The sequence below is a fragment of the Tabrizicola sp. genome (assembly GCF_022842145.1).
GTDB lineage: Bacteria > Pseudomonadota > Alphaproteobacteria > Rhodobacterales > Rhodobacteraceae > Tabrizicola.
Map to the genome: position 1 here is coordinate 146,335 of NZ_JALHQD010000009.1, position 23,940 is coordinate 170,274.

General features: G+C 65.0%; 20 protein-coding genes, 3 tRNA genes and 1 pseudogene. 12 read left to right on the forward strand and 12 right to left on the reverse strand.

Translation table 11 applies throughout. The features are described 5' to 3' along the window. The first annotated feature begins 57 nt into the window (after nt 1-57). Nucleotides 58-747: a gamma-glutamylcyclotransferase gene (locus tag Q0C42_RS18760; protein ID WP_295079600.1), complete on the forward strand. Its 690-nt coding sequence runs from the start codon at nt 58-60 to the stop codon at nt 745-747. Here Q0C42_RS18760 and Q0C42_RS18765 read toward each other — a convergent pair. From Q0C42_RS18765 to lipB, 4 genes are all read right to left on the reverse strand, one after another. Continuing rightward, nucleotides 744-1,691 carry an alpha/beta fold hydrolase gene (locus Q0C42_RS18765; RefSeq protein ID WP_295079603.1) on the reverse strand — a complete coding sequence of 316 codons (948 nt, stop codon included), beginning with the start codon at nt 1,689-1,691 and terminating at the stop codon, nt 744-746. The two genes, Q0C42_RS18760 and Q0C42_RS18765, sit on opposite strands and share 4 nt — an antisense overlap. 74 nt (nt 1,692-1,765) lie before the next feature. Next, a complete protein-coding gene (locus tag Q0C42_RS18770; RefSeq protein WP_295079606.1) occupies nt 1,766-3,448 on the reverse strand; it encodes a cytochrome c oxidase subunit 1 in 1,683 nt (560 codons plus the stop codon). Between the two features lie 644 nt (nt 3,449-4,092). Beyond that, nucleotides 4,093-4,503 carry a cytochrome C gene (locus Q0C42_RS18775; protein WP_295079609.1) on the reverse strand — a complete coding sequence of 137 codons (411 nt, stop codon included), beginning with the start codon at nt 4,501-4,503 and terminating at the stop codon, nt 4,093-4,095. Nucleotides 4,504-4,603: 100 nt separating this feature from the next. Next, a complete protein-coding gene (lipB, locus tag Q0C42_RS18780) occupies nt 4,604-5,302 on the reverse strand; it encodes a lipoyl(octanoyl) transferase LipB (RefSeq protein ID WP_295079684.1) in 699 nt (232 codons plus the stop codon). A 106-nt stretch (nt 5,303-5,408) separates the two neighbouring features. Between lipB and Q0C42_RS18785 the strand changes: the two genes are divergently transcribed. The 5 genes from Q0C42_RS18785 to Q0C42_RS18805 all read left to right on the forward strand — a co-directional run bounded on the left by Q0C42_RS18785 (nt 5,409) and on the right by Q0C42_RS18805 (nt 10,326). Next, nucleotides 5,409-5,495 (forward strand) — tRNA-Leu (locus Q0C42_RS18785). 289 nt (nt 5,496-5,784) lie between these two features. Beyond that, the gene (locus Q0C42_RS18790) at nt 5,785-6,885 is read left to right on the forward strand and encodes an ABC transporter ATP-binding protein (RefSeq protein WP_295079612.1); all 1,101 of its coding nucleotides are present in this window, start codon (nt 5,785-5,787) and stop codon (nt 6,883-6,885) included. 77 nt (nt 6,886-6,962) lie between these two features. After that, nucleotides 6,963-8,030: an ABC transporter substrate-binding protein gene (locus tag Q0C42_RS18795; protein ID WP_295079614.1), complete on the forward strand. Its 1,068-nt coding sequence runs from the start codon at nt 6,963-6,965 to the stop codon at nt 8,028-8,030. 60 nt (nt 8,031-8,090) lie between these two features. After that, on the forward strand, nt 8,091-9,344 hold the full coding sequence (locus Q0C42_RS18800; RefSeq protein WP_295079617.1) for an ABC transporter permease: 1,254 nt from the start codon (nt 8,091-8,093) through the stop codon (nt 9,342-9,344). A gap of 10 nt (nt 9,345-9,354) precedes the next feature. After that, nucleotides 9,355-10,326, forward strand: a complete 972-nt coding sequence (locus Q0C42_RS18805; protein ID WP_295079620.1) for an ABC transporter permease — start codon at nt 9,355-9,357, stop codon at nt 10,324-10,326. Nucleotides 10,327-10,401: 75 nt separating this feature from the next. Here Q0C42_RS18805 and Q0C42_RS18810 read toward each other — a convergent pair whose 3' ends face one another. The 8 genes and pseudogenes from Q0C42_RS18810 to Q0C42_RS18845 form a co-directional block, all read right to left on the reverse strand. Continuing rightward, the gene (locus Q0C42_RS18810) at nt 10,402-11,340 is read right to left on the reverse strand and encodes an AEC family transporter (RefSeq protein ID WP_295079623.1); all 939 of its coding nucleotides are present in this window, start codon (nt 11,338-11,340) and stop codon (nt 10,402-10,404) included. 75 nt (nt 11,341-11,415) lie between these two features. Further along, nucleotides 11,416-12,219, reverse strand: coding sequence for an MBL fold metallo-hydrolase (locus Q0C42_RS18815; protein WP_295079626.1), 804 nt, complete (start codon nt 12,217-12,219; stop codon nt 11,416-11,418). Then, complete coding sequence (locus Q0C42_RS18820) at nt 12,219-13,040, reverse strand: TatD family hydrolase (RefSeq protein WP_295079629.1); 822 nt, start codon at nt 13,038-13,040, stop codon at nt 12,219-12,221. The genes Q0C42_RS18815 and Q0C42_RS18820 overlap by 1 nt, the downstream gene beginning before the upstream one ends. 6 nt (nt 13,041-13,046) lie before the next feature. Then, the gene (locus tag Q0C42_RS18825) at nt 13,047-14,177 is read right to left on the reverse strand and encodes a DNA polymerase III subunit delta' (RefSeq protein ID WP_295079632.1); all 1,131 of its coding nucleotides are present in this window, start codon (nt 14,175-14,177) and stop codon (nt 13,047-13,049) included. Nucleotides 14,178-14,672: 495 nt separating this feature from the next. Next, a complete protein-coding gene (gene tmk, locus Q0C42_RS18830; RefSeq protein ID WP_295079635.1) occupies nt 14,673-15,296 on the reverse strand; it encodes a dTMP kinase in 624 nt (207 codons plus the stop codon). After that, nucleotides 15,297-16,451 (reverse strand): D-alanyl-D-alanine carboxypeptidase family protein, encoded by a 1,155-nt coding sequence (locus tag Q0C42_RS18835; protein ID WP_295079638.1) that lies wholly within the window; start codon nt 16,449-16,451, stop codon nt 15,297-15,299. Nucleotides 16,452-16,461: 10 nt separating this feature from the next. Next, nucleotides 16,462-17,022 carry an SPOR domain-containing protein gene (locus Q0C42_RS18840; RefSeq protein ID WP_295079687.1) on the reverse strand — a complete coding sequence of 187 codons (561 nt, stop codon included), beginning with the start codon at nt 17,020-17,022 and terminating at the stop codon, nt 16,462-16,464. A 126-nt stretch (nt 17,023-17,148) separates the two neighbouring features. After that, nucleotides 17,149-17,634 (reverse strand): annotated as a pseudogene (locus tag Q0C42_RS18845) (SPOR domain-containing protein); the annotation flags it as partial. A gap of 266 nt (nt 17,635-17,900) precedes the next feature. Between Q0C42_RS18845 and Q0C42_RS18850 the strand changes: the two are divergent. The 6 genes from Q0C42_RS18850 (at nt 17,901) to Q0C42_RS18875 (ending at nt 23,860) form a co-directional block, all read left to right on the forward strand. Then, nucleotides 17,901-17,990: transfer RNA gene (locus Q0C42_RS18850), tRNA-Ser, on the forward strand. Between the two features lie 150 nt (nt 17,991-18,140). Beyond that, nucleotides 18,141-19,175 (forward strand): cysteine synthase A, encoded by a 1,035-nt coding sequence (locus Q0C42_RS18855; protein WP_295079641.1) that lies wholly within the window; start codon nt 18,141-18,143, stop codon nt 19,173-19,175. Continuing rightward, a complete protein-coding gene (locus Q0C42_RS18860; protein ID WP_295079644.1) occupies nt 19,172-21,610 on the forward strand; it encodes a DUF3772 domain-containing protein in 2,439 nt (812 codons plus the stop codon). Before Q0C42_RS18855 ends, Q0C42_RS18860 begins: the two co-directional genes overlap by 4 nt. Further along, the gene (locus Q0C42_RS18865) at nt 21,607-22,320 is read left to right on the forward strand and encodes an alanyl-tRNA editing protein (RefSeq protein WP_295079647.1); all 714 of its coding nucleotides are present in this window, start codon (nt 21,607-21,609) and stop codon (nt 22,318-22,320) included. The genes Q0C42_RS18860 and Q0C42_RS18865 overlap by 4 nt, the downstream gene beginning before the upstream one ends. An 80-nt stretch (nt 22,321-22,400) precedes the next feature. Beyond that, nucleotides 22,401-22,490: transfer RNA gene (locus Q0C42_RS18870), tRNA-Ser, on the forward strand. A 149-nt stretch (nt 22,491-22,639) separates the two neighbouring features. Beyond that, complete coding sequence (locus Q0C42_RS18875) at nt 22,640-23,860, forward strand: site-specific integrase (protein WP_295079650.1); 1,221 nt, start codon at nt 22,640-22,642, stop codon at nt 23,858-23,860. Nucleotides 23,861-23,940: the final 80 nt, after the last annotated feature.

Here is a 23,940-nt window from a genome sequence, read left to right on the forward strand (position 1 = left end):
GGCAGACTTGCGATCCTTGGGGCGGGGTCCAAGCGTCTTGGGGGGCGGAGGGAAGACATGGCAGCGCGTGGTCGGGTGATGGCGCTGGGGCCGGCACATCTGGCAAAGGTCGCGCGAGAGGTGGTACGGCAGGACCGGGGGTCACGCTTCACCCCTATGCGCGATGAGGATTTCGCCGCAGTGGCGCAACGCCTGGTTGGCGAACTGGATGGTGGGGCGTTCTGGGTCTTTGCCTATGGGTCGCTGATCTGGAATCCGGACTTCGAACATGTCGAAGCCCGGCGCGGGGTGGTGCATGGCTGGCGGCGCTCCTTCTGCCTGCACATGACCAACTGGCGGGCCACCCTGGAGCAGCCGGGCCTGATGCTGGCGCTGGAGCGGGGCGGCGCCTGTGTGGGCGTGGCCTACAGGATGCCCGAGGATGACCCCCAAGGCCGGATGCTGCGGCTTTTGCGGCGCGAGATTGCCCACCACGAGGATCTTCCCTGGCTGCGCTGGGTGACGGTACGGGGCGCGGAGGATCCGGTCCGTGCGCTGGCTTTCTATTGCGCGCCACAACACGATCCTGATGTGGTGCGGCTTTCGTCCGGCGACCAGGCCGCGCGGCTGGCGCGTGCGGTGGGTTTCAAGGGCAGCTGCGCGGAATACTTGCACAACACGGTCAGCCATCTGGAGTCCCTGGGCATCCGCGACCGTTACCTCTGGGACCTGCAGGCCCGGGTCGCGGCCGAGATCGACCGGCTTTAACCGCCGATCCGGCCCAGGAAGTCCTGGAACGCGGCGCGGTAGGCGGCCGGGTCCTCGGCATAGGAGCCGAGGTGGTCGGCTCCGGTCCAGAGGGTGACGGTGGGGGCGCTTCGGGTGTCGGCCAAAGCCTGCGAGGGACCATGCGGGACGATGCGGTCGGCGTTGCCGTGGGTCAGGAACAGCGGGCCGGGGAAGGTCTGGAAGCTTGCGGCGACCTCGGCCTCGGCAATGGGCAGGGAGGTCTTGTAGGGCAGGATTTGCCGGGCCGTTGCGGCGATCACGCCCGGAAGGGGCTTTCCGCCCTGGCCGGCCAAGTGGTCGATCACCGCGCCAAAGCTGACGGCGGGGCTGTCCAGCGCCACGGCCTGCACCCGGGGCGCCAGCGGGCTTTGCGCCAGGAACTGGCCGAGGATCGCGCCACCCATCGATTCGGCGACGACCAGGACCCGGTCTGCCTCGGTGGGCGCCATCCGGGAGACGGCGGTTTCGAGATCAGGCCATTCGGTCAGGCCGAAACCGTAGGTGCCCTCGGGCGCGGCGGGGGCATCGGGATCGTTGCGGTATGAGATGAGGAGGACGGACCATCCGGCCTCGTGCAGGATCGAGAGGGCGCGGTAGCCGTCCTCGCGCGCGCCGGCGATGCCGTGGACATAGATCGCGCGCCCGGCTTCCGGACCGGCGGCGGGGACGAGCCACGCCTCGGTCGGGCCGAGCGGCATGTCCAGGGTGACGGTCTGGAAGGGAAGGGCCAAGGCTGTCGTCGGGTCGCCGCGGTAGCCAAGCGCCATCGGATCGGTCGGCGGCTCGGCGGTGGCGAGCGCGGTGGAGATCGCGCCGACCTTGAGCAGTCCCACGGCGGCGTGGGCCAGAAAGTAGCCGGTGATGCCGATGTAGCCTACGAGCGCGACGATGATCAGCACCGCAAGGAAGAAGACGACACGCATCGGAACGGCCTTTCAGAAAAGGAAAAGGCCCCGGGCGCTGCTGCAGCCCGGGGCCTTTGGGTCATATCATGCGCTTAGTGCGCGTGGCTCTTGTCCCAGTCGGACTGCTTCGGCAGCTGCTCGAACGTATGCTCGGGCGGCGGCGAGGGCAGGGTCCATTCCAGGGTGTCGGCGTATTCGTTCCAGTAGTTGTTCTCGGTCACGCGACGGCCCCAGAGCAGTGTGTAGAACACGATGCCGATGAAGAACACGAAGGAGGCGAAGGACAGGAACGCGCCGATCGAGGAGAACCAGTTCCAGTAGGCGAAGGCCTCCGGATAGTCGATGTAACGGCGCGGCATGCCCTGGCGACCCAGGAAGTGCTGCGGGAAGAAGGTGAGGTTCGAGCCGATGAACATCATCCAGAAGTGCAGCTTGCCCGCCCATTCCGGGTACTGCCGGCCCGACATCTTGCCGATCCAGAAGTAGACCCCGGCGAAGATCCCGAACACTGCACCAAGGCTCATCACGTAGTGGAAGTGCGCCACGACGTAGTAGGTGTCGTGGTAAGCGCGGTCCACCGGAGCCTGGCTGAGGACGATCCCGGTCACGCCGCCGACGGTGAAGAGGAAGAGGAAGCCGAAGGCCCAGAGCATCGGGGTCTTGAACTCCACCGAACCGCCCCAGATCGTCGCGATCCAGGAGAAGATCTTCACGCCCGTCGGCACCGCGATGACCATCGTCGCCAGCATGAAGTAGCTTTGCTGGGTCAGGGACATCCCGGCAGTGTACATGTGGTGCGCCCAGACGACGAAGCCGAGGACACCGATTGCCACCATCGCGTAGACCATCGGCAGGTAGCCGAAGATCGGCTTACGGCTGAAGGTCGAGATGACCTGGGAGATGATCCCGAAGGCCGGGATGATGATGATGTAGACTTCCGGGTGGCCGAAGAACCACAGGATGTGCTGGTAGAGGACCGGGTCGCCGCCGCCCGAAGGCGAGAAGAAGGTGGTCCCGAAGTTGCGGTCCGTGAGCAGCATGGTGATGGCACCCGCAAGGACCGGCAGCGCGAGCAGGATCAGCCAGGCGGTCACGAAGATCGACCAGCCGAACAGCGGCACCTTGTGCATGGTCATGCCGGGGGCGCGCATGTTGAGGAAGGTCGTGATCATGTTGATCGCGCCCAGGATCGAGGAGGCACCCGACAGGTGGACCGCGAAGATCGCGAGGTCCATCGCGTAGCCGCCTTCGGCCGTGGTCGACAGGGGCGGGTACAGGACCCAGCCGCCGCCAAAGCCGGTGCCCAGATCGCCACCGCCGCCCGGTGCCAGCATCGAAGCCACACCCAGCGAGGTTCCGGCGACATAAAGCCAGAATGACAGGTTGTTCATGCGCGGGAAGGCCATGTCCGGCGCGCCGATCTGCAGCGGCATGAAGTAGTTGCCGAAGCCGCCGAACAGCGCCGGGATGACGACGAAGAACATCATCAGGACGCCGTGATAGGTGATCAGCACGTTCCACAGGTGCCCGTTCGGCGTACAGGTCGCCGCGGCGTCCGCGATGAAGCGCGCGCCTTCCTGGCACATGTACTGCACGCCCGGATGCATCAGCTCCAGCCGCATGTAGACGGTGAAGAGGACCGCGATCAGGCCGACGAAACCGCCGACGAACAGATAGAGGATCCCGATGTCCTTGTGGTTGGTCGACATGAACCAGCGGGTGAAGAACCCGGGTCGATGATGTTCGTCATGGCCGTGGATGGCTGCGTCCGCCATAGGCGTCCTCCGCTTTGGTCGTTCTTACATATCCGTTCACGAGCCCGTAAGCCCGCCCGGTTCCCTTGTGTTCTCGTCTTTAGCCGCAGGATGCCCCGCTCGCAATGTATGACTTTGCCGCAGGGGGCAGAAAAGTCAGTGGAAAGTGGCAGGCTTTGAGGCGGGCCGGGGCCGCTTCGGCTTTCGCGTGCACGGGAAGGGCGAGTCTCCGGGGGCAGGGGCCTTTTGGGCCTGATGAGCAGGGCTTCCGGGGCGGGCAGCAGTGTCTGATCTTGTCTATTAAAATCTGACGTGCGTGGGCACTTCCGGCCGACGTGGTGTGGGATGGATCATCGGCCACTATCGAATGGAGTTCATGGTTTAGAGAGCGGGTGGTCCGGCAAACATCCAGCGCCGGCCCATCGGGCGGCTTTGGGTCGTGGGCGTCATGGAGGTCATGTTCCAGCCTTGCCGCTCGGACCAATACTCGCTCCATTCCGCTGGGAGGCTCGGCCGAAGCATACTGGTTCTTCGAGGGAGGCACCCTGCGAGGTTGCCCCGGGGCGCAGCGGGGACTTGTCTGACCGCACGTCCGACATGCGGAGGGCGGACCCGAAGGACCGCCCTTTTCAGTCCACGTCGTCCGGTGCCGGACGGTGGGTGACCTACTGTGCGACCGACGCCAGGTAGGCCGCCACATCCTCGCCGCCTGCAGCAAGCTTGAAGGACATCTTCGACTTGGCCGCATCGTCGCCAAGCGCGGTTTTCAGGTAGTCGGCGGGGTTCGCGACATAGGCCGCAAGACTGGCCTCGTCCCAGACGGCGCCCGTCGCGCCCAGGGCGGCGAGCGAGTCGCCGTAGGAGAAGTCCGGGTCGGATGCCACGCCCTTGCCGACGATGCCGTAAAGGTTCGGTCCGGTGCGCCCGCCCTTCTGGATCTCGGTCCCGTCGGGGGCGATGACCGAATGGCAGGCTTTGCACTTCTTGAACGTGTCCTCACCGGCGGCCGGGTCACCTGCGAAGGCAGGGGCCGAAAGCGCGGCGACGGTCAGGCCAAGAAGGATGAACTTCGTCATGGTGTCCTCATGTGTGTCGGAGCGCCGGGGCGTCTCCATGAGCGGAACATGGGGTCGGCTGCGGCTGATATGCAATAGCATCCTGGTGCTATGCGACATCTTACGCGGCGCAACTGACCTGGAAGCGGCGCGGAAAGGTGGCAAGGAGGGCGGCGTCGAGGTCGGCCATAGTTACCGGCAGGCCGAGGTCGACCAGGCTGGTGACGCCGTGGTCGCGGATGCCGCAGGGGATGATTCCATCGAAATGGCTCAGGTCAGGTTCGACGTTGATCGAGATGCCGTGGAAGCTGACCCAGCGGCGCAGCTTGATGCCGATGGCGGCGATCTTGTCCTCGGCGGGCTGGCCGTCCGGGCCAAGGTGGTCGGGGCGGGTGACCCAGACGCCGACGCGACCGGGGCGAATCTCGCCAGTGACGTTGAATTCGGCCAGGGTGTCGATGACCCAACGTTCCAGCTCGCGGACGAAGCAGCGCACGTCGCCGCCCCGCGCCTTGACGTCGAGCATTGCGTAGATCACGCGCTGTCCGGGGCCGTGGTAGGTGTACTGGCCGCCACGGCCGACCGGAAAGACCGGGAATCGATCGGGATCGACAAGGTCGGTGGGCTTGGCCGAGGTCCCGGCCGTGTAAAGCGGCGGGTGTTCCAGAAGCCAGATGGCTTCCCCGGTGGTTCCGGCGTTCATGGCGGCGACATGTGCCTCCATCGCGGCCAGCGTCTCGGGGTAGGGGGCCAGTCCCGGGATATGCGTCCAGTCCACCATGATGCGCCTTGCAGGATGCCTTTGGGTTCGCCGCTTTATACTCCGTCGGATTGCCGGGCGCGAGGGCAGGCGAAAGAGGCGAAAATGCCCCTTCCCTTCCAGCGCGACTGTCGCTAGATAGCGGGCGTCCAAGACTTGACCCCGTGCGGATGTGGCGGAATTGGTAGACGCGCAGCGTTGAGGTCGCTGTTCCTTAACCGGAGTGAAAGTTCGAGTCTTTTCATCCGCACCAGGGTCGGTCGGGACAAGCCAAAGGGCGCGGGGGAAACCTTCGCGCCCTTCGCCATTTCCACGCCGCGGCATGACGGAATGCCTCCTTTTCTTGCGCAGATCGCAGGCAGATAGACCGTGGGACGGACTGAATCTGACCGTTTTTCCCGCAGCGGCGCAAAGCGGACCAAAGGCGTCGCATAAGTGCTCTTGGGGGTCGAAAAAGTGCGTTGCATTGGGGGGGAGCTTTCGCTTTAGTCGAATCAAGCAGAAGAGACGCCCCAGGCGTCCAGCACATCAGGGAGACACGGGTGACGCTTGAGCCCCGCAACGACGCCTTCGTCGCTTTTGAGCATGTCCAGAAGAGCTATGACGGCATCTCTCTGGTCGTGAAGGACTTGAATCTGTCCATCGCCAAGGGTGAGTTCCTGACGATGCTTGGACCGTCGGGATCGGGCAAGACCACTTGCCTGATGATGCTGGCCGGGTTCGAGACCGCCACGAACGGCGAGATCAAGCTGGACGGCCGACCGATCAACCAGGTGCCGCCGCACAAGCGCGGTATCGGCATGGTGTTCCAGAACTACGCGCTGTTCCCGCATATGACGGTGGGGGAGAACCTGTCCTTCCCGCTGGAAGTCCGCGGCATGGGCAAGGACGAGCGCGAGACGAAAATCAAGCGCGCGCTGGACATGGTCCAGATGGGCGCCTTCGCCAACCGGCGGCCGGCGCAGCTTTCGGGCGGTCAGCAGCAGCGGATCGCCCTGGCCCGGGCGCTGGTCTTCGACCCCAAGCTTGTCCTGATGGACGAACCGCTGGGCGCGCTGGACAAGCAGTTGCGCGAACACATGCAGTTCGAGATCAAGCACCTGCATGAATCGCTGGGCATCACCGTGGTCTATGTCACCCACGACCAGGGTGAGGCGCTGACCATGTCGGACCGCGTCGCCGTGTTCAACGACGGCAAGATCCAGCAGCTGGCCCCGCCCGCCGATCTTTACGAACGGCCCGACAACAGCTTCGTTGCCCAGTTCATCGGCGAGAACAACAAGCTTCTCGGCACCATCGAGGAGCTTGCCGGCGACAAGGCTCTGGTGCGGCTGGCCACGGGCGAGCTGATCGACGCCACCGCGGTGAACATCAAGGAAAAAGGCCAGAAGACCCTGGTCTCGATCCGTCCCGAGCGGGTGGAGTTCAAACCCGAGATGATGCCGCCCGGCGCCCATACCATCGAGGCCGAGGTCGTCGAGATCATCTACATGGGCGACATCCTGCGCGCGGTTCTGAAGGTCGCGGGCTCGGATGAGTTCGTGATGAAGATGCGCAACACGCTGGGGCAGACCAAGCTGTCCCCCGGCCAGAAGATCAAGGTGGGCTGGCATCCCCAGGATGCCCGCGCGCTCGACCCCTGATGCTGCACCGCGGGCCCTCTGGGCACCGGAGACGCACAAGAGCAACGAAGTAAAGTCCAACCCAAGGGAGCTTGCGAATGAAGAAGATTCTGATCCTTTCGACTGCAATGACGTCGTTCGGCTTTGCCGCCAACGCCGACATTACCGTCATGTCCTGGGGCGGTGCCTATGGCGAAGCCCAGACCGAGGCTTTCATCAAGCCGTTCATCGCCGCGACCGGCAAGAACGCGATCATGGTGGACAGCGACAACCCGGCCACTCCGGTCAAGGCGATGGTCGAATCGGGCAACGTCACCGTTGACGTCGCCTCGCTGGAATATGCCGATGCCATCCGCCTGTGCGACGAGGGCGTGCTGGAACCGATCGACATCAACTCGCTGCCCGCCGGTGCAGATGGTACCCCGGCTGCGGAAGACTTCCTGCCGGGCGCCGTGACCGAATGCGGCGTGTCGACCGACATCTGGTCGAACGTGTTCGCCTATGACACGACCGTCTTCCCGGAAGGCCCGACCAAAGCCGCGGACTTCTTCGACCTGGAGAAGTTCCCCGGCAAGCGCGGCCTGAAGAAGGGAGCCAAGGCGGTTCTGGAACTCGCGCTTATGGGCGACGGCGTTCCGGCTTCTGAAGTCTACGCCGTGCTGAACACGCCCGAGGGTGTGGACCGTGCCTTCGCCAAGCTGGACACCATCAAGTCGGAAGTCGTCTGGTGGGAAGCCGGTTCGCAGGCTCCGCAGCTTCTGGCTGACGGCGAGGTCGTGATGACCACCGCCTACAACGGCCGGATCTTCGCCGCGGCGATGAACGAAGGCAAACCGTTCCAGATCGTCTGGGATGGCCAAATCTACGAGAATGAAATGTTCGTCGTGCCGAAGGGTGCTCCGAACATGGCTGACGCGATGGAGTTCATCAAGTTCGCCACCTCGACTGAAGGCCTGCGCAAGTCGGCCGAGCAGATCTCGTATGGCCCGGCGCGCAAGTCGTCGCTGGCCACCGACATCATCTTCAAGGACGGCAAGACGGTGATGGCGCCGCACTTGCCGACCGCTCCGGAGAACCTGACCAACGCGCTGGAAACCTCGGCAGACTTCTGGGTCGACCATGACGCAGAACTGAACGAGCGCTTCCAGGCCTGGCTGTCGCAGTAAATCCTGATGTCGGGCGCGGGGGGCAACCCTCGCGCCCGAAACCTTTCCGACGAGGCAGATATGGCCGAGGCAGCGACCAACCTTCTGACGACCGCCGACGGACGCCCGCTGAAAGCGGCGCTTGCCGCCGCACAGGCCCGTGCCAGACGGCGCGCGTTCCTCTTGGTCCTGCCGCTTCTGCTGTTTGTGGTCCTGACCTTCCTGGTGCCGATCGGCTACATGCTGAAACGGTCCTTCGAACATGACGGCTTTGCCAATTCCGCCCCGACGCTGGTGAACTGGTTCGCTCAGAACAAGGGTTTCGATCCCGCCAACCCGCCCGAAGAAGCCTATGCCGCACTGGTGCAGGATCTTGCCAGGATGCAGGTCGAGAAGACCACTGGCCAGGCGGGGACTCGGATCAACTATTCCGTCCCCGGTACGATCAGCCTGTTCAAGAAGGGCGCGCGCGAGGCTGATACGCTGACCCCGCCCTTCAAGGAAGCTCTGCTGGCCGTCGATCCCGAATGGGGCATGCCGGCCCTGTGGCGGGGCATGGAATCCGCCAGCCACGTCTACACTCCGGAGTTTTACCTGGTCGCGGCTGACCGCAAGCTGACGGACGAAGGCTGGGCGCGTGGTGACGACGGGCAAAGGATCTATCTGTACCTCTTCGTGAAGACCTTCATCGTCTCGGCAATCATCACCGTCCTTTGCCTGCTGCTCGCCTTCCCGGTGGCGCATCTTCTGGCAACGCTGCCGATGGCGAAGTCCTCGCTCCTGATGATCCTGGTGCTGCTGCCGTTCTGGACATCGCTTCTGGTGCGGACGACCTCGTGGATCGCGCTGTTGCAGGAGCAGGGGATCGTCAACGACCTTCTGGTCGGCATCGGCTTGATCGGCAACGATGGCCGTCTGTCCATGATGTACAACATGACTGGCACGATCGTCGCGATGACGCACGTGCTGCTGCCGTTCATGATCTTGCCGCTGTATTCGGTGATGAAGGTGATCCCTCCGAGCTATGCCCGCGCCGCGCGCAGCCTTGGGGCGACCAGCTGGACGACGTTCCGGCGGGTCTACCTGCCGCAGACCCTGCCGGGGATCGCCGCTGGATCGCTGCTCGTCTTCATCCTGGCCGTGGGCTACTACATCACCCCCGCACTTGTCGGTGGCGCGGACGGGCAGCTGATCTCGAACCTGATCAGCTTCCACATGTCGAAGTCGAACTGGTCGCTGGCGGCCGCCATTGCGGGGATGCTGCTGGTGGCGATCCTGGTGCTGTACTGGCTGTATGACCGGCTGGTCGGCATCGACCGGCTGAAGCTGGGCTGAGGAGAACATCATGGCGCTTCCCATCTATGCCTCGCCGCTGGAACGCATCTGGCACTACAGCTATCTGGTCATCTGCGGGCTGGTGTTCCTGTTCCTGATCGCGCCGATCCTGATCGTCATCCCGCTGTCCTTCAACGCCGAGCCCTATTTCTCGCTGACGCCTAAGATGATGGCGCTGGACCCGGAAGGTTATTCGCTGCGCTGGTACGACACGCTCTTGACCCTGGGCCATCCGACGCCGGACGAGGCGCGCGACAGTTCCTGGTGGTCGACGGTGTGGGAGCGGGCGACATGGGTGCAGGCGGCGAAGAACTCGTTCTGGGTGGGCCTTTGGGCGACGATCCTGGCGACGGTGCTGGGCACCATTGCGGCCTTGGGCCTGTCCCGGCCGGAGATGCCCTATCGCCGCCTGATCATGGCGCTGATGATCAGCCCGATGATCGTGCCGATCATCATCATCGCCGTCGGGATGAGCTTCTTCTTCGCTCAGGCCTGCATTGACCCGGATTCGGCGATGGGGACAATCTTTGGCGTTTTCCTCTCGGAAAAGGGCTGCCTTGCGAACTCCCACCTCGGGGTGATCATGGCCCATGCGGTGCTGGGGATTCCCTTTGTCATCATCACGGTAACGGCGACCTTGTCGGGGTTCGACCAGTCCCTGATCCGCGCCGCGCATTCGCTGGGGGCGAACCCGAGGACGACCTTCTTCAAGGTCATCATGCCGCTGATCCTGCCCGGCGTGATCTCGGGCGCGCTTTTCGCCTTCGTGACTTCCTTCGACGAGGTGGTGGCCGTCCTCTTCATCGCAGGTCCCGACCAACAGACCATTCCGCGCCAGATGTTCAACGGCATCCGCGAGGCAATCAGTCCTGCAATCCTGGCGGTGGCAACGATCCTCGTGGTGATCTCGGTGCTGTTGCTGACAACGGTGGAGTTGCTGCGGCGTCGGTCCGACCGGCTGCGGGGGGTCACGGGGCGCTGACGGGAAGCTCCTCGTACGCCATCGGCGTCTCGTCGCGGATGGTCAGCGACGAGTGACGAAGTCATCGAGGAGCTGTCATGGCAGGATATGCAGCCAGCCCCAGGCGGTGAAGATCGACGCGGCGGTTGCAACGAGGACGGCGGAGGCGTTGACCCGTTTTCCGACCCCGTACATGTGGGCGAACATGTAGGCGTTCACGCCGGGGGCCATCGCCGCTGTCACCACGGCGGACCGCAGTGCCGCGGTGTCCAGGTAGAAGACCTGGGTTCCCAGAACCCAGGTGATCACCGGATGCAGAACCAGCGAGGCTGCCGTCACCAGCATGACCGGCCCGATGTCGCCCTCGATCCGGTACCGGACTAGAACCCCGCCCAGCCCGAAGAGCGCCACCGGGATGGCCGCGCTGGCGACCATGTCGATCCCAGACCAGAAGAAACCGGGCAAAGGATTGCCGGAGAGATTGACCGCGAAGCCCAGCAGAATGCCTATCACCAGCGATTGTGACAGGATCGCGCGGCTGATCTGCCGCAAGAGCGCAGAGGCCGAAAGCCCGTGTCCCCGGCTGCGCGCCCATTCCATCAGGGCGATTCCGAAGCCGTAAAGCAGGGGCGCGTGCAGCGAGATGATCGCGTAGTTGCCTTGCAGCGCCGCAGTGCCATAGGCGCGTTCGGTGATGGCAAGACCGAGGAGCAGGGAGTTGGAGAAGACCCCGGCAAAACCGATGGAGACCGCGTCCGGCATCGCCCGCCGGAAGATCAGCATCGCGCCGAAGAAGCAGGCGAAAAAGCTCGCGAAGGCTCCGCTGTAGAAACTGGTCATCAGGCCAAGGTCATAGGCGGCCGAGAGATCGAGATGCGCAATAGAGCGGAAGAGAAGGCAGGGGACGGCGAAGTTCTGTGCGAACCGCATCAAGCCGTCGACAGCGGGCTCGGCCAGAAGGTTCGCCCGGACGGCGGCATAGCCGAAGCCGATGACCAGGAAGACCGGGAGGATGACGTCGAGAAGGGCGCTCATGGCAAGTGTCGGACCGGGGGTTTCACACCCCCGGACCCCCGTGGGATATTTTTGCAAAGATGAAAGCCGTTGGGGTCAGGGCTGGTTGTCGTAGGTGATCGTCATCCCGTCGAAGGCGGGCGTGATGTGGGGTGGCAGCTCGGCCTTCAGGACCTCGTAGTCGAGGTCGATGTGCATGTTGGTGATCACCGCGCGGGCAGGTTTTGCCCGGGCGATCCAGCCGAGAGTCATGTCGAGGTGGGCGTGGGTCGGATGCGGCTTGCGGCGGAGAGCGTCGACGATCCAGCAGTCGAGGCCTTCGAGCACAGGCCAGCTTTCGGCCGGGATCTCGACGGCGTCGGGCAGGTAGGCAAGCGGTCCGATGCGGAAGCCGAGAGCATCCATGCTGCCGTGGTCGGCACGGAAGGGGGTCAGGGTGACGGGGCCTCCGGCGCCCGGCACGGTGACGGGCCCGTGCAGGGCATGGAGGTCGAGGATCGGCGGGTAAGGCGAGCCTTCCGGCTGGACGAAGGCATAGCCGAAGCGGGAGAGGAGTGCTTCCTGTGTCGGGGGGTCCGCCCACACCGGCAACCGCTGGCGCTGGTTGAACACCACCTGACGCAGGTCGTCGATCCCGTGCATGTGGTCGGCGTGGGAGTGGGTGTAGACGACGCCATCCAGCGCGCCCACGTCGGCGTCGAGGAGTTGCTCGCGCATGTCCGGGGAGGTGTCGATCAGGACGCGGGTCAAACCGTCGGCGGTTTCGCGAGTGATGAGCATGGAACAGCGGCGGCGGCGGTTCTTCGGGTTCGTGGGGTCGCAGTCACCCCAGATGCCGCCAAGGCGGGGAACCCCGCCGGAAGAGCCGCAGCCGAGAATGGTAAAGGTCAGTCTCGCCATCACGCCGCCTTCGCCGTGCGGGCGGCGCGGGGGAAGAGGCGGTCGAAGTTCGCCGTGGTGCGGGCGGCGAAGTCCTGCAGGCTGAGGCCGAAAACGGGCGCCATCGCCCGGGCGGTGTGGGCGACGTAGGCCGGTTCGTTGCGCTTGCCGCGGTAGGGCGGCGGGGCAAGGTAGGGGCTGTCGGTTTCCAGGATCAGCCGGTCGAGCGGGGCCCGTGCGAAGATGTCGCGCAGGTCGTGGCTTTTTGGAAAGGCGGCGATGCCGGAGATGGAGAGGGTGAAGCCCATCTCCAACGCCGCCTCGGCCAGACGCGGGCCAGAGGAGAAGCAGTGCATGACGCAGGAATAGGGTTTGCGGGCCATGCCTTCGGCGAGGATCGCCTCCATGTCCGCGTCGGCGTCGCGGGAATGGATGATCAGGGGCAGGCCGGTTTCCTGCGCGGCCTCGATGTGGATGCGGAGGGAGGTCTGCTGGATCGCCTTCGAGTCCGCCGTGTAGTGGTAGTCAAGCCCGGTCTCGCCGATGCCGACGAAGCGCGGGTGTTGGGCAAGGGTGACGAGTTCGGCAACGCTGGTGAGGGGCTCTTCGGCTGCACTCATCGGGTGGGTGCCCGCGGCGTAGAAAACCTCCGCATGGGCCTCGGCCAGGGCGCGGACTCGTGGCTCGTTCCTCAGACGGGTGCAGATCGTGACCAGGCGGTTCACCCCGGCGGCCTTGGCACGGGCGAGGATCGCTTCGGTTTCGGCTATCAGGTCGGGGAAGTCGAGGTGACAGTGGCTGTCCACCAGATCGGGCAGGTCGGGTTCGGTTGGGGATGTCATTCGGAGCTACCTCAGGGCGAGGCTTCCCGCCGTCTCGTCGACCTTCAGGAGGATATCCATCAGAAGTGCGGCAGGGTCAAGGTTGACCGCCTTGCCACGCCGGGCGCGGGCCGAGAGGGTCTGGGCAAGCTCGGCCCAGGCGCGGGCGGCGTGGGGGTCGGGTGCGAGGCGGTGGAGAAGCTGCGCCTCGTTCGCGGCGGCCTCGGGCGGGGTCTGGCCGGTGGCGCCAAAGCGGGCGAGGCGGGCGAGGAAGAGGTCGATCAGGGAGATGATCAGATCGAAGGTCTCGGCCGCGCCCCGCGCCCCTGCGATCTCGGACAGGGCCAGGGCCTGCGGGCGATCAAGACGGGGGAGGGTGGAGAACAGGCGGGTCACGGCGGTGTAGAGTTTCAGGCCGTCGAGATTGGTCAGGCGGAAGGCCTCGCCCACGGAGCCGCCGGAGAGTTCGGCCAGGGCGCCGCGGTCCTCGGGCGCGATGTTGCCTCCCGCCTGGGTCAGGGCGTCGGCAAGGTCCTGCGGGGCGAGCGGTGTCAGCCGCAACTCGCGGCAGCGGGAGCGGATGGTGGGCAGAAGCCGCGCGGGCTGGTGGGCGATCAGGAACAGGGTGACGTTGGCGGGGGGTTCCTCGAGGAGCTTCAGAAGCGCGTTGGCGGCGGCGGGGTTCATCTCGTCGACCGCGTCGATGATGGCGGTACGCCGACCACCGTCCGCGGCGGAGAGGGCGAAGAACGACTTCATCTTCCGGACTTCGTCCACCGAGATGACTTGGGACAGCGCGGTCTCCTTGTCGTTCGCGGCGCGGCGGAGGAGGAAATGGCGCGGCTCGGCCAGTTGGAGAAGGCGGCGGGCGACGGGAAGGCTGTCGGGGATGTCGAAGTTGTCGGGCGGGGGGGCGGCGAACATGCCGCCGTCATCCTCGGGGGTTGCCAGCAGGAAGCGTGACAGTCTCCAGGCGAGGGTGGACTTACCGACACCTTTCGGGCCGGTGAGCATCCAGGCGTGGTGCAGGCGGCGCGAGGTGAAGGCGCGCAGGAATTCGGCTTCGGCCTGGGGATGACCGAAGAGATGGCGCGTCTCGCGCGGGTGGGGGGCGCCTTCCAGGCGATCGGGTTCGGGAAGCGGGTCGGTCGCGGCCATGCGCCGGAGATTGCACGGGGAGGGGGGCGGGGGGAAGGGGGTCTGAAGTGTCCTCAGGTGGACGCCATGGAGAGGCGAGCGGGCCAATGTGTGACAGTGGGCGTTTACGAGCCATTAGTGCGTTCGCCAGATGCAGGGTTGGTGCCGATGAGCTTGGGAGGATCGAGAGCTGCTCGGGGATATCCGGACCACAGCGGGTGGCGGGCGGAAGGGTGGCCGCCTGGGCGGTTTTGGAGTTGGGCGATGGTCGGTATAGGGCGGTGCAAGGTTTGAGGGGCGGGTGAGACTGGTGGCATAACACAGCCTGATGCGGCGGGCACTGCAGCCGGGGTTCTGGGCTAGAGGTGGGGATCGGTGCGCGAGGTGAAGCGGGCGTATCGACCTGGCTTGTGTGGAGGGACGACTGGAGGCGGAGTTCGGCCGGCCGGAGGTGGTGCGGGACGCATGGGTAGGATGGAAGATATCGCCCCCCCAACCGGCACGATCCGTGGATGGTCAGTTCGGGACGAGGTGCGGCGCGACGCTCTGCCAGACGCGGGCGGCCACTGTGGCCTCGTCCGCGTCGGCGTCGATCAGCCGGAAGCGGTCGTGACGGGCGGCCAGGGTCAGGAACCCGGCGCGGGCCTTTTCCTGGAAACCCAGGCCCATGTCCTCGAACCGAAGTTCGGCTCCGGCGCGGGCAGTGGCGCGGGCAAGGCCTTTGGCGGGGTCCAGGTCGAACAGGAGCGTCAGGTCAGGCTCGACCCCGATCATGAGCGCATGGAGCCGATCCACCGTTTCGGTCAGATCGCCGCGGGTGATGCCCTGGAAGATGCGGGTCGAGTCGGCGAAACGGTCGGTTATGACGATCTCGCCACGGGCAAGAGCGGGGCGGATGGTCTTCTCCAGATGGTCACGGCGTGCGGCGGTGAAAAGCAGTATCTCGGTTTCGGCGGACCAGCGGTCGGTGGGACCTTCTAGGACGAGGCGGCGGATTTCCTCGGCACCGGGACTGCCGCCCGGCTCACGCGTAAGGGTGACGGAATGGCCGTGTTCACGCAGCGTCTGCGCCAGCCTGCGGCCTTGCGTGGACTTGCCGGACCCGTCGATGCCTTCAAGCGAGAGGAAGAGACCGGCCATTCAGCTTGCCGGCGATCCGATGTAGCGGGCGTAAAGCGTTCCGGCGGCAGTGGACAGCCGTTTGATGAACCCGGCGGTGCCGACATCCGTTTCGGCCACCAGTGGCACGCGGCGGTCTGGCAGGTCGGGGGCGTGGACGATCAGTTCGGCGACCGGAGTGCCCTTGGTCACGGGCGCAAGGAGCGGACCGTTGTAGACCACTTCGGCGGTGACGTTGTCCTGCACCAGGGCCGGCACCAGAAGGCTGATATCCTCGGCCGGGACGAGGCCCACGGTGTCGGCGGCGCCCATGTGGACCTCGGCTTCGGCGACACGGGTGCCCGCTTTGGCCACGGTCTTTTCGGAAAACTGCCGGAAGGCCCAGGAGACGATGCGCTCGGCCTCTTCCGCGCGGGCCTGGTCTGTTGCGAGGCCGGTGATGACGAAGATGACCCTACGGTCGCCCTGCTTGGCCGACCCGGCAAGGCCATAACCCGCCTCGGAGGTGTGGCCGGTCTTCAGTCCATCCGCACCGACACCAAGTTCAAGAAGCGGGTTGCGATTGCGGGCATTGGCTGGGGCGCGGTCCTTGTAGTTGAACTCGGTCTCGGCAAAGATCGGGTAGTATTCCGGGAAATCCTGGATCAGGTGCTGGGACAGGATCCCCAGATCGCGCATCGACATACGGTGGACGGGATCGGGCCAGCCGCTGGAGTTGGCGAAGACTGACTGCGTCATCCCAAGCGCCTTGCCGCGTTCGGTCATTTGGGCGGAAAAAGCAGCTTCAGTGCCCGCCAGCCCTTCGGCAACCACCACGCAGGCGTCGTTGCCGGAGTTGATGATCATGCCGTGGATCAGCTCGCGGACCGTGGGACGGTCGGATTCCTGCAGGAACATGGTCGACCCTTCCATCGCCGTGGCGTTGGACGAGACGGCGAATTCGGTCTCCATCGTGACGCGACCGTCCTTCAGGGCCTCGAACAGCATGTTGATGGTCATGAGCTTTGACATCGAGGCTGGGGGCAGCGGCTCGTCGGCGTTCTTGTCCATCAGGACGGTACCGGTCGTCATGTCATAGACCCAAGCGGCACTGGCCGCCGTCTCGAAAGCGCGGGCGGGAAGCGCCGCCAGAGCCAGGGCGAGCAGGATCAGGACAGGACGGAGGCGGTGCAGCATGAGAGGGCCTTTACTTCAGGTAGTAGGCGTCGGCAAAACCGGCGTCCTTGATTTTCTGCAGCATGGCGCCGTCACCCATCACGACCACGCCCCAGACCGCCTTGCCGTTGCTTTCCGACTTCTGCGGTTTGGCAGTGATGCCGATCTTGGCCAAGGCTTCGGCTGCGCGATTGGCGTTTTCCTCTTTCGAGAAGGAGGCAACCTGGATCGGCCGTACAGCGCCGCCTGCCGCGGAGGACGGAGCGGGGTCGGCGGCAGCTGCGGGGGCTGCTGGTTTGACCGCCGCTGGGGCGACGGTGGTTCCGGCGTTTGCGGCGACGGTGGGCGCGCTGACATCGGGCGTGCGCGCGTCAAGCGGCGCGGATTCGATCGGGGCCACGGCTGCGCTGTCAGCGGTGGCAACCTCGCCCTCTACCGGAGTAGTGGCGGCGGCGGCAGCGGCGGCCTTGGCTTCGGCGGCGGCGCGCCGTTTGGCCTCGCGGGCCGCCTTGGCTTCGGCCCGACGTTCTTTCCAGGTCTTGGGCTTCGGGGCGGCATCCGCTGCGAGGTCGGCGGCACCTTCGGCTGCCACGGCGGCGGCGACGGCAACCTCGCCAGATACGTCCGTGCCTTCGGGTGCCGGAGCAGGTGCGGTGCCTGCGTCAACCGTCCCGGAGTCGACGGCATCGAGGGCTGCGGAAGCGATGGCGGCGGCCTCGGCCCCTTCGGGCGCGGGCTTTGCAGCCGGATCGGTTTCGGCATTCGCAGCGGGTTCCGCTACCTCCTCCTTGCGCAGGGCCGTCACGCGGATCTCGGTCGGCTGGCCCGCAAGGATGCCGAGCGCCTCGGCCGCATCGGAGGACAGCTGCAGCCTCGGACCGGGGTTTTCGCGTTCGCGCTTGAACAAGGCGCCGGTGATCGACTTGCCGGAGGCGGGGTTGAAAATCACGACCCGTTCGGGATTGACCACATCCGAGGCCGCCACCCAGATGCCGCCCAGCGAGGGACGTCCGTCCCAAAGTGCGCTGTCGGTGGCCTGGTAGATTTCGGGTGCCTCGATGTCACGGGCACCGCCTGACTTCTTGGACGGGGCCGAAACCTGGGCAGCATCCACGCCGGTCTTTCCGCCACCTTCTACGCAGCCAATCAGCAACCCGGTTGCCGCCAAGCCGAAAACAACCTTCCGGAGTCCCACTCGTGCCATGTTCGCCCTCAAAGTCGCACGGTCTGAAGCGCCGCGCTTGTCCATGATCCCTTTCGTGGTTCGGGCATCCTGCCCGGAGCGTTCCGCCCTCCAAACCACGTGTATCCGCCTGCCTTTTACCACAACATACAGACTTGCAGCGGCCTAGGGAAGGGCGGAGGCTTGTCCCGAGCCTCACGATCAGCGGAATTCGCCTGCCAGTGGCTTTCAGAATCGATCCGCGCCGCGTATTCGGGCCGTCGTGGTCCCGGCCAAGCGGTCGGAATGGAAGTGTGGCCGAGTGGTTTAAGGCTCTGGTCTTGAAAACCAGCGTGGGGGGAACCCCACCGTGGGTTCGAATCCCACCGCTTCCGCCAGACCAGGGCACAAACCAGGCGCGCTCGTGCGGAGGGTGGTTCGGGGCGTTCGGCGGTGATCCGGAGGCCGGCGGCGCGACGATCCCTCGCGGCTTGAGTTTGCCCACCGACCCCAATACACCTGCAAGGACCAAAGAAGGACCGCCCCTCATGCGCATTCATCAGGATCTGGCCGATACGATCGGAAACACCCCGCTTCTGAAGCTGAAGAAGGCTTCCGAGATCACCGGTTGCACCATCCTTGGCAAGGCCGAGTTCATGAACCCTGGTCAGTCGGTCAAGGACCGGGCGGCGCTGTACATCATCAAGGATGCGGTGGCGAAGGGTCTGTTGAAGCCGGGCGGGACCATTGTCGAGGGCACGGCCGGAAATACCGGGATCGGGCTCGCGCTGGTGGGTGCTTCGATGGGGTTCCGTACCGTCATCGTCATTCCCGAGACGCAGAGTCAGGAGAAGAAGGACATGCTGCGGTTGGCGGGGGCCGAACTGGTGCAGGTTCCGGCCGCACCCTACCGCAACCCGAACAACTATGTCCGCTACTCTGGCCGTCTGGCCGAGGCGCTGGCAAAGACCGAGCCCAACGGCGCGATCTGGGCCAACCAGTTTGACAACGTGGCGAACCGCCGGGCGCATGTCGAGACGACGGGCCCGGAAATCTGGGACCAGACCGGCGGCAAGGTGGACGGCTTCATCTGTGCTGTGGGCAGTGGCGGGACGCTGGCAGGGGTGGCCGAGGCCTTGCAGTCCAAGGGCGTCAAGATCGGTCTTGCCGACCCCGAAGGCGCCGCGCTGCACAGCTTCTACACCACCGGCAAACTTGAGAGCCCCGGCAATTCAATCACCGAAGGGATCGGGCAGGGGCGCATCACGGCGAACCTGGAAGGTTTCACCCCGGATTTCAGCTACCGCATCCCCGATGCGGAGGCACTGCCGATCATCTTCGATCTTCTGACGGATGAGGGCCTTTGCATGGGCGGATCGACCGGCATCAACATCGCCGGCGCGATGCGGATGGCCCGCGACATGGGGCCGGGCAAGACCATCGTCACGATCCTGTGCGACTACGGCAGCCGCTATCAGTCCAAGATCTACAACCCGACCTTCCTGCGCGAGAAGGGCCTGCCGGTCCCCGATTGGCTGGACCGTCCCGTCCGCCCGATCCCGCCGGTCTACGAGGACGCATGAGGCGGCTTCTTCTCTGGCTCGGACTTGTGCTGGCACTGGCCGCGGTGCCAGTGCTGGCGCAGGACCAGACCGGAGAGAATGCGCCCACCGCTGCCGAACCAGCGGCTGACGGGGCTGAACTGGACTATGCGCTGTGGGAGCGGATGGCCGAGCGGGCCGAGGCCGAGATCGGCAACCGCTACACCTCGACCGAGCGGATGGAGGAAATTCGCGCGCAGTTGGCGAAGTGGCGGGCCGCGCTGCTGAATGCACAAAGCGCCAACTCGGCGCGGATTGCCACGGTGCGCCAGCAGATCGATGCGCTGGGACCCGCCCCTGCGGAAGGGGCAACCGAGGCGGACGAAATCTCGGCCCGCCGGCAGGAACTGGCCGGACAGCTGGTCCGCCTGCAGGCCCCCGGCATCGCCGCCGAAGAAGCCTACCGCCGCGCCGACGGGCTGATCGACGAGATCGACCGCACCCTGCGCGACCGCCAGGCCGACCAGCTTCTGCAGCTTTGGCCCTCGCCCTTGAACCCCGGCAACTGGCCTGAAGCCGCCATCGGTTTCGCCGACACGGTGCAGAGGCTTTGGGACGAAACCGTCGAAGCCTGGGACGACCCGAAGGCGCGAGGCGAACTTTTCGACAACCTGCCGCTGATCCTGACCCTGGTCATCGTGGCCTTGGCCCTGGTGTTCTACGTCCGGCGCTGGATCGAACGCTTTGCCGAGCGGTTGCAGGAGGGCGCTTCGGTCCGCGGGCGGCATTTCTGGGCGCTTCTGGCCTCGATGGGCGGGATCATCCTGCCGACCGTGGGGGTGGTCCTGCTGTCTTGGGCGTTTTTGGCCAGCGGGATGATGGGTGATGTCGGGACCCAGATCGCAGAGGTCCTGCCGGTCGCGGGATTTGTCGTCTTTTCGGCGGCCTGGCTTGGCGCCCGTGCCTTCCCGCGTTTGCAGGGCGAGGGTGCCGTCCTGCCCCTCCCGCCCGAGCGCCGGGCCGAGGGGCGCTTTCTGTCGGTGATGATGGGGCTGGTGATCGCGGCCGACATGCTGCGCGGCGCGGCGATGGATGCGCAGGCCTATTCCGATGCCACAACCTCGGTCATGTCCTTTCCGATCCTTCTGACCGGCGGGCTGGTGCTGCTTCGCCTTGGCCGGACCCTGCGCAAGACGCGCGAGGTGGAGGAAAAGTCGTCCAGCTATTCGTTGCGGCTGATCCAGCTTCTGGCGCGCGCCCTGACGGTGCTGGGCATCCTGGGTCCGGTTCTGGCGGGCTTCGGCTATGTCCAGGCGGCCGAGGCGGTGATCTACCCCGCGATGATGTCCTTTGCGCTGGTGGCGTTCCTGTTCATCCTGCAACGGCTGATCGGCGACGGCTGGGCGCTCATCACCCGGTCCGAGGAGACTGCGCGCGACGCGCTGGTGCCCGTCCTGGCCGGCTTCTTCCTGTCCATCGCCTCGCTTCCGGTGCTGGCCCTGATCTGGGGCGCACGCTTTTCCGACCTGACCGAGATCTGGACGCGCTTCACCGAAGGGTTCCAGATCGGCAGCACGAAGATCTCGCCCTCGAATTTCATGGTCTTCGCGGCGGTCTTCGTGCTTGGCTACATGCTGACGCGGCTTTTCCAGGGGGCGTTGCGCACCACGATCCTGCCGAAGACCCGGATGGAGCCTGGCGGGCAGACGGCCCTTGTCGCGGGCGTGGGTTATGTCGGCATCTTTCTTGCCGCACTCATTGCAATCAATGCCGCAGGGCTGGATCTGTCGGGTCTTGCCATCGTCGCCGGTGCGCTGTCGGTGGGTATCGGTTTCGGTCTGCAGAACATCGTTTCGAACTTCATCTCGGGCATCATCCTTCTGATCGAGCGCCCGGTGAGTGAAGGCGACTGGATCGAGGTCGGCACCGTGCAGGGCAAGGTCCGCGCTATCAGTGTCCGGTCGACACGGATCGAGACCTTTGACCGCAACGACGTGATCGTGCCGAACGCCGACCTGATCACCGGGCGCGTGACGAACTGGACGCGCTTCAACCTCTCGGGCCGGATCATCGTGCCCGTTGCGGTGGCGCTGGGGTCGGACACGCGGAAGGTCGAGAAGATGTTGCGCGAAATCGCCGAAGCGCAACCTCTTGCCATCCTGAACCCGCCGCCGGTGATCGCCTTCACCGGCTACACTCCGACGCAGCTGAACTTCGAGATCCGGGTGATCCTGCGCGATGTGAACTTCGGCGTTCAGGTGCGCAGCGACATCAATCACCGCATCCTGGAACGCCTGGTCGAGGAAGGGGTCCACATCGTCCCCCCGCCTGCGCCGCCCGCGCCTCCGGATCCGATGAAGGCGGCCGAAGCGGTTCTGGCATTGGCCGAGCTGGTCGAGACCGAACCACGAGCCGCTACCAGGAAGAAGGCCCCACGCGCGGGTCTTGCAACCGAAGTGAAAGGGGCTGAACGGTGACCGAGCTTCTGTTCCGCGACGATGCCTATCAGACCGCCGCCGATTGCCGGATCGTCGGCCATACCCCCGAAGGCGGTATCGTGGTCGATCGATCGATCTTCTATGCCACCAGCGGCGGTCAGCCGGGCGACAGCGGCATGCTGGACTGGGGCGGGGCGCGCGTCCCCATCGCCACTGCGCTGAAGGTCGAGGCCGGGATCGCTCTGGTGCCGGCCGAGCCGGTGGCGATGCCGCCCGTCGGCGCGCCAGCCCGGCAGTTGATCGACTGGACCCGCCGCCACCGCCACATGCGCGTCCACACCGCGCTGCACCTTCTGTCGGTGGTCATCCCGCTTCCGGTCACGGGTGGGCAGATCGGGGCGGACAAGGGCCGGCTCGACTTCGACATGCCAGAGCCCCCAGGCGACCTGGCCGCCCTGGAGGAAGCGCTGAACAGCTTGATCGCCCGCGACCTGATTGTGAGCGACGACTGGATCACCGACGATGAGCTGCTGGCAAATCCCGCGCTGGTGAAAACCATGTCGGTCCGCCCGCCGATGGGGCAGGGCAGAGTGCGCCTCGTGCGGATCATGGACGGCAATACGCTCGTGGACCTGCAGCCCTGCGGGGGGACCCACGTCCGCCAGAGCGCCGAGATTGGCCGCGTTGAGATCGGCAAGATCGAGAACAAGGGCCGCCAGAACCGCCGGGTGACGATCACCTTGGCCTGAACTCTATCCCCCGGATTTTGGCGTTTGGCCAAGATATCCCCTTGAACAGCCCCGCAAACCCGAGGTATCAGCCGTCCGACGGACAGTTGGCCGAGTGGTCGAAGGCGCACGCCTGGAAAGTGTGTAGGCGGGGAACCGTCTCGAGGGTTCGAATCCCTCACTGTCCGCCACCCACCTCTAAAGTACGGTTTCGACCAATCGCCATCGGTGGCGATTTTCCTTTGTTTTGTTAAGCGAAGGGACCGATTGCGTTTGAGCTGGATTTGTTTCGATTGCTCCTTTACTGCTACATTGAGTGGTATGAAAAGTGGTATGCAAGATGGCGTTGACCGGAAAGCTGACCAAGAAGCTGGTGGAAAATCTGGGCGCTGGGCGACATGGCGACGGTGGTGGCCTATACCTTGTCGTTGATCCGTCTGGCGCGCGGCGGTGGATTGTCCGGGTGGTCGTGAAGGGCCAGAAGAACGTCAAGGGCGCGCCGTTACGTACGGACTTCGGATTGGGTGGGGCGGACGTGGTCACGCTCAACCAGGCGCGCGAGCGGGCGCTGGAGTATCGGCGCATGGCTAAACAAGGGCTGAACCCGCGTTTCAACGCCAGCCGTGAGATTCCGACCTTTGAAGAGGTTGCCCGGCAAGTCCACATTGACCGGATGCCAACGTGGAAGAATGACAAGCACGAGGCGCAATGGATCAACACCTTGCGCGACTACGCCTTCCCCAAGATCGGACGCATGCCGGTCGATGCCATCGGTCAGCCGGAAGTGCTGATGTGCCTGTCGCCGATCTGGACTGAAAAGCACGAAACCGCGCGGCGACTGGCTCAAAGGCTAAAGGTCGTTCTGGACGTCGCCAAGTCGAAGGGTTTTCGCTCTGGAGAGAACCCGGTCAGCGCAATCGGCGATGCGAAGGTTCTGCCCAAGGTGAAGGCCAAACCCAAGCACCACAAAGCAATGCGCTGGCAGGACGTCCCTGCCTTTTACGCGGACCTGACGGCGCGGGATGCGATGGCGGCGAAGGCGCTTCAGTTCACTTGCCTGACCGGGTCGCGTACGGGCGAGGTCCTGGGAATGGAATGGTCTGAGGTCGATACTGACGCGCGGCTTTGGACCTGCCCAGCGGAACGGATGAAGGGCGGCGAAGTTCACCGTGTGCCGTTGACGGACGAGACGCTGGCAATCATCGAACCACTAAAGGCGATGAAATCGGAGTACGTCTTTGAAGGTCAGAAGCGCAACAAGCCGCTGTCAAACATGGCAATGCTCATGCTCTTGCGCCGGATGGAATTTGAGGGTGTGACGGTGCATGGCTTCCGTTCGACCTTCCGCGACTGGGCGTCCGAGGTGGCGAACGTACCCCGCGAAGTGGCGGAGATGAGCCTAGCACACAAGGTCGGTTCGGACGTGGAGCGGGCTTATGCCCGGTCGGACTTACTGGAAAAGCGCAGATTATTGATGGAGAGGTGGTCCGCGTTCGTGTCCGGCGCTGAAGGAAAGGTGGTCAAAGTCGCCTTTCCTTTGAATGCAGGCGAAGGAAAGTAAATGCCGAAAGGTGAGGTTGTGGCAACCTTTAGGCAAATCCAGTGAACTAGAGGGTCGCACTGGCTGCAGTCTTGAAATGA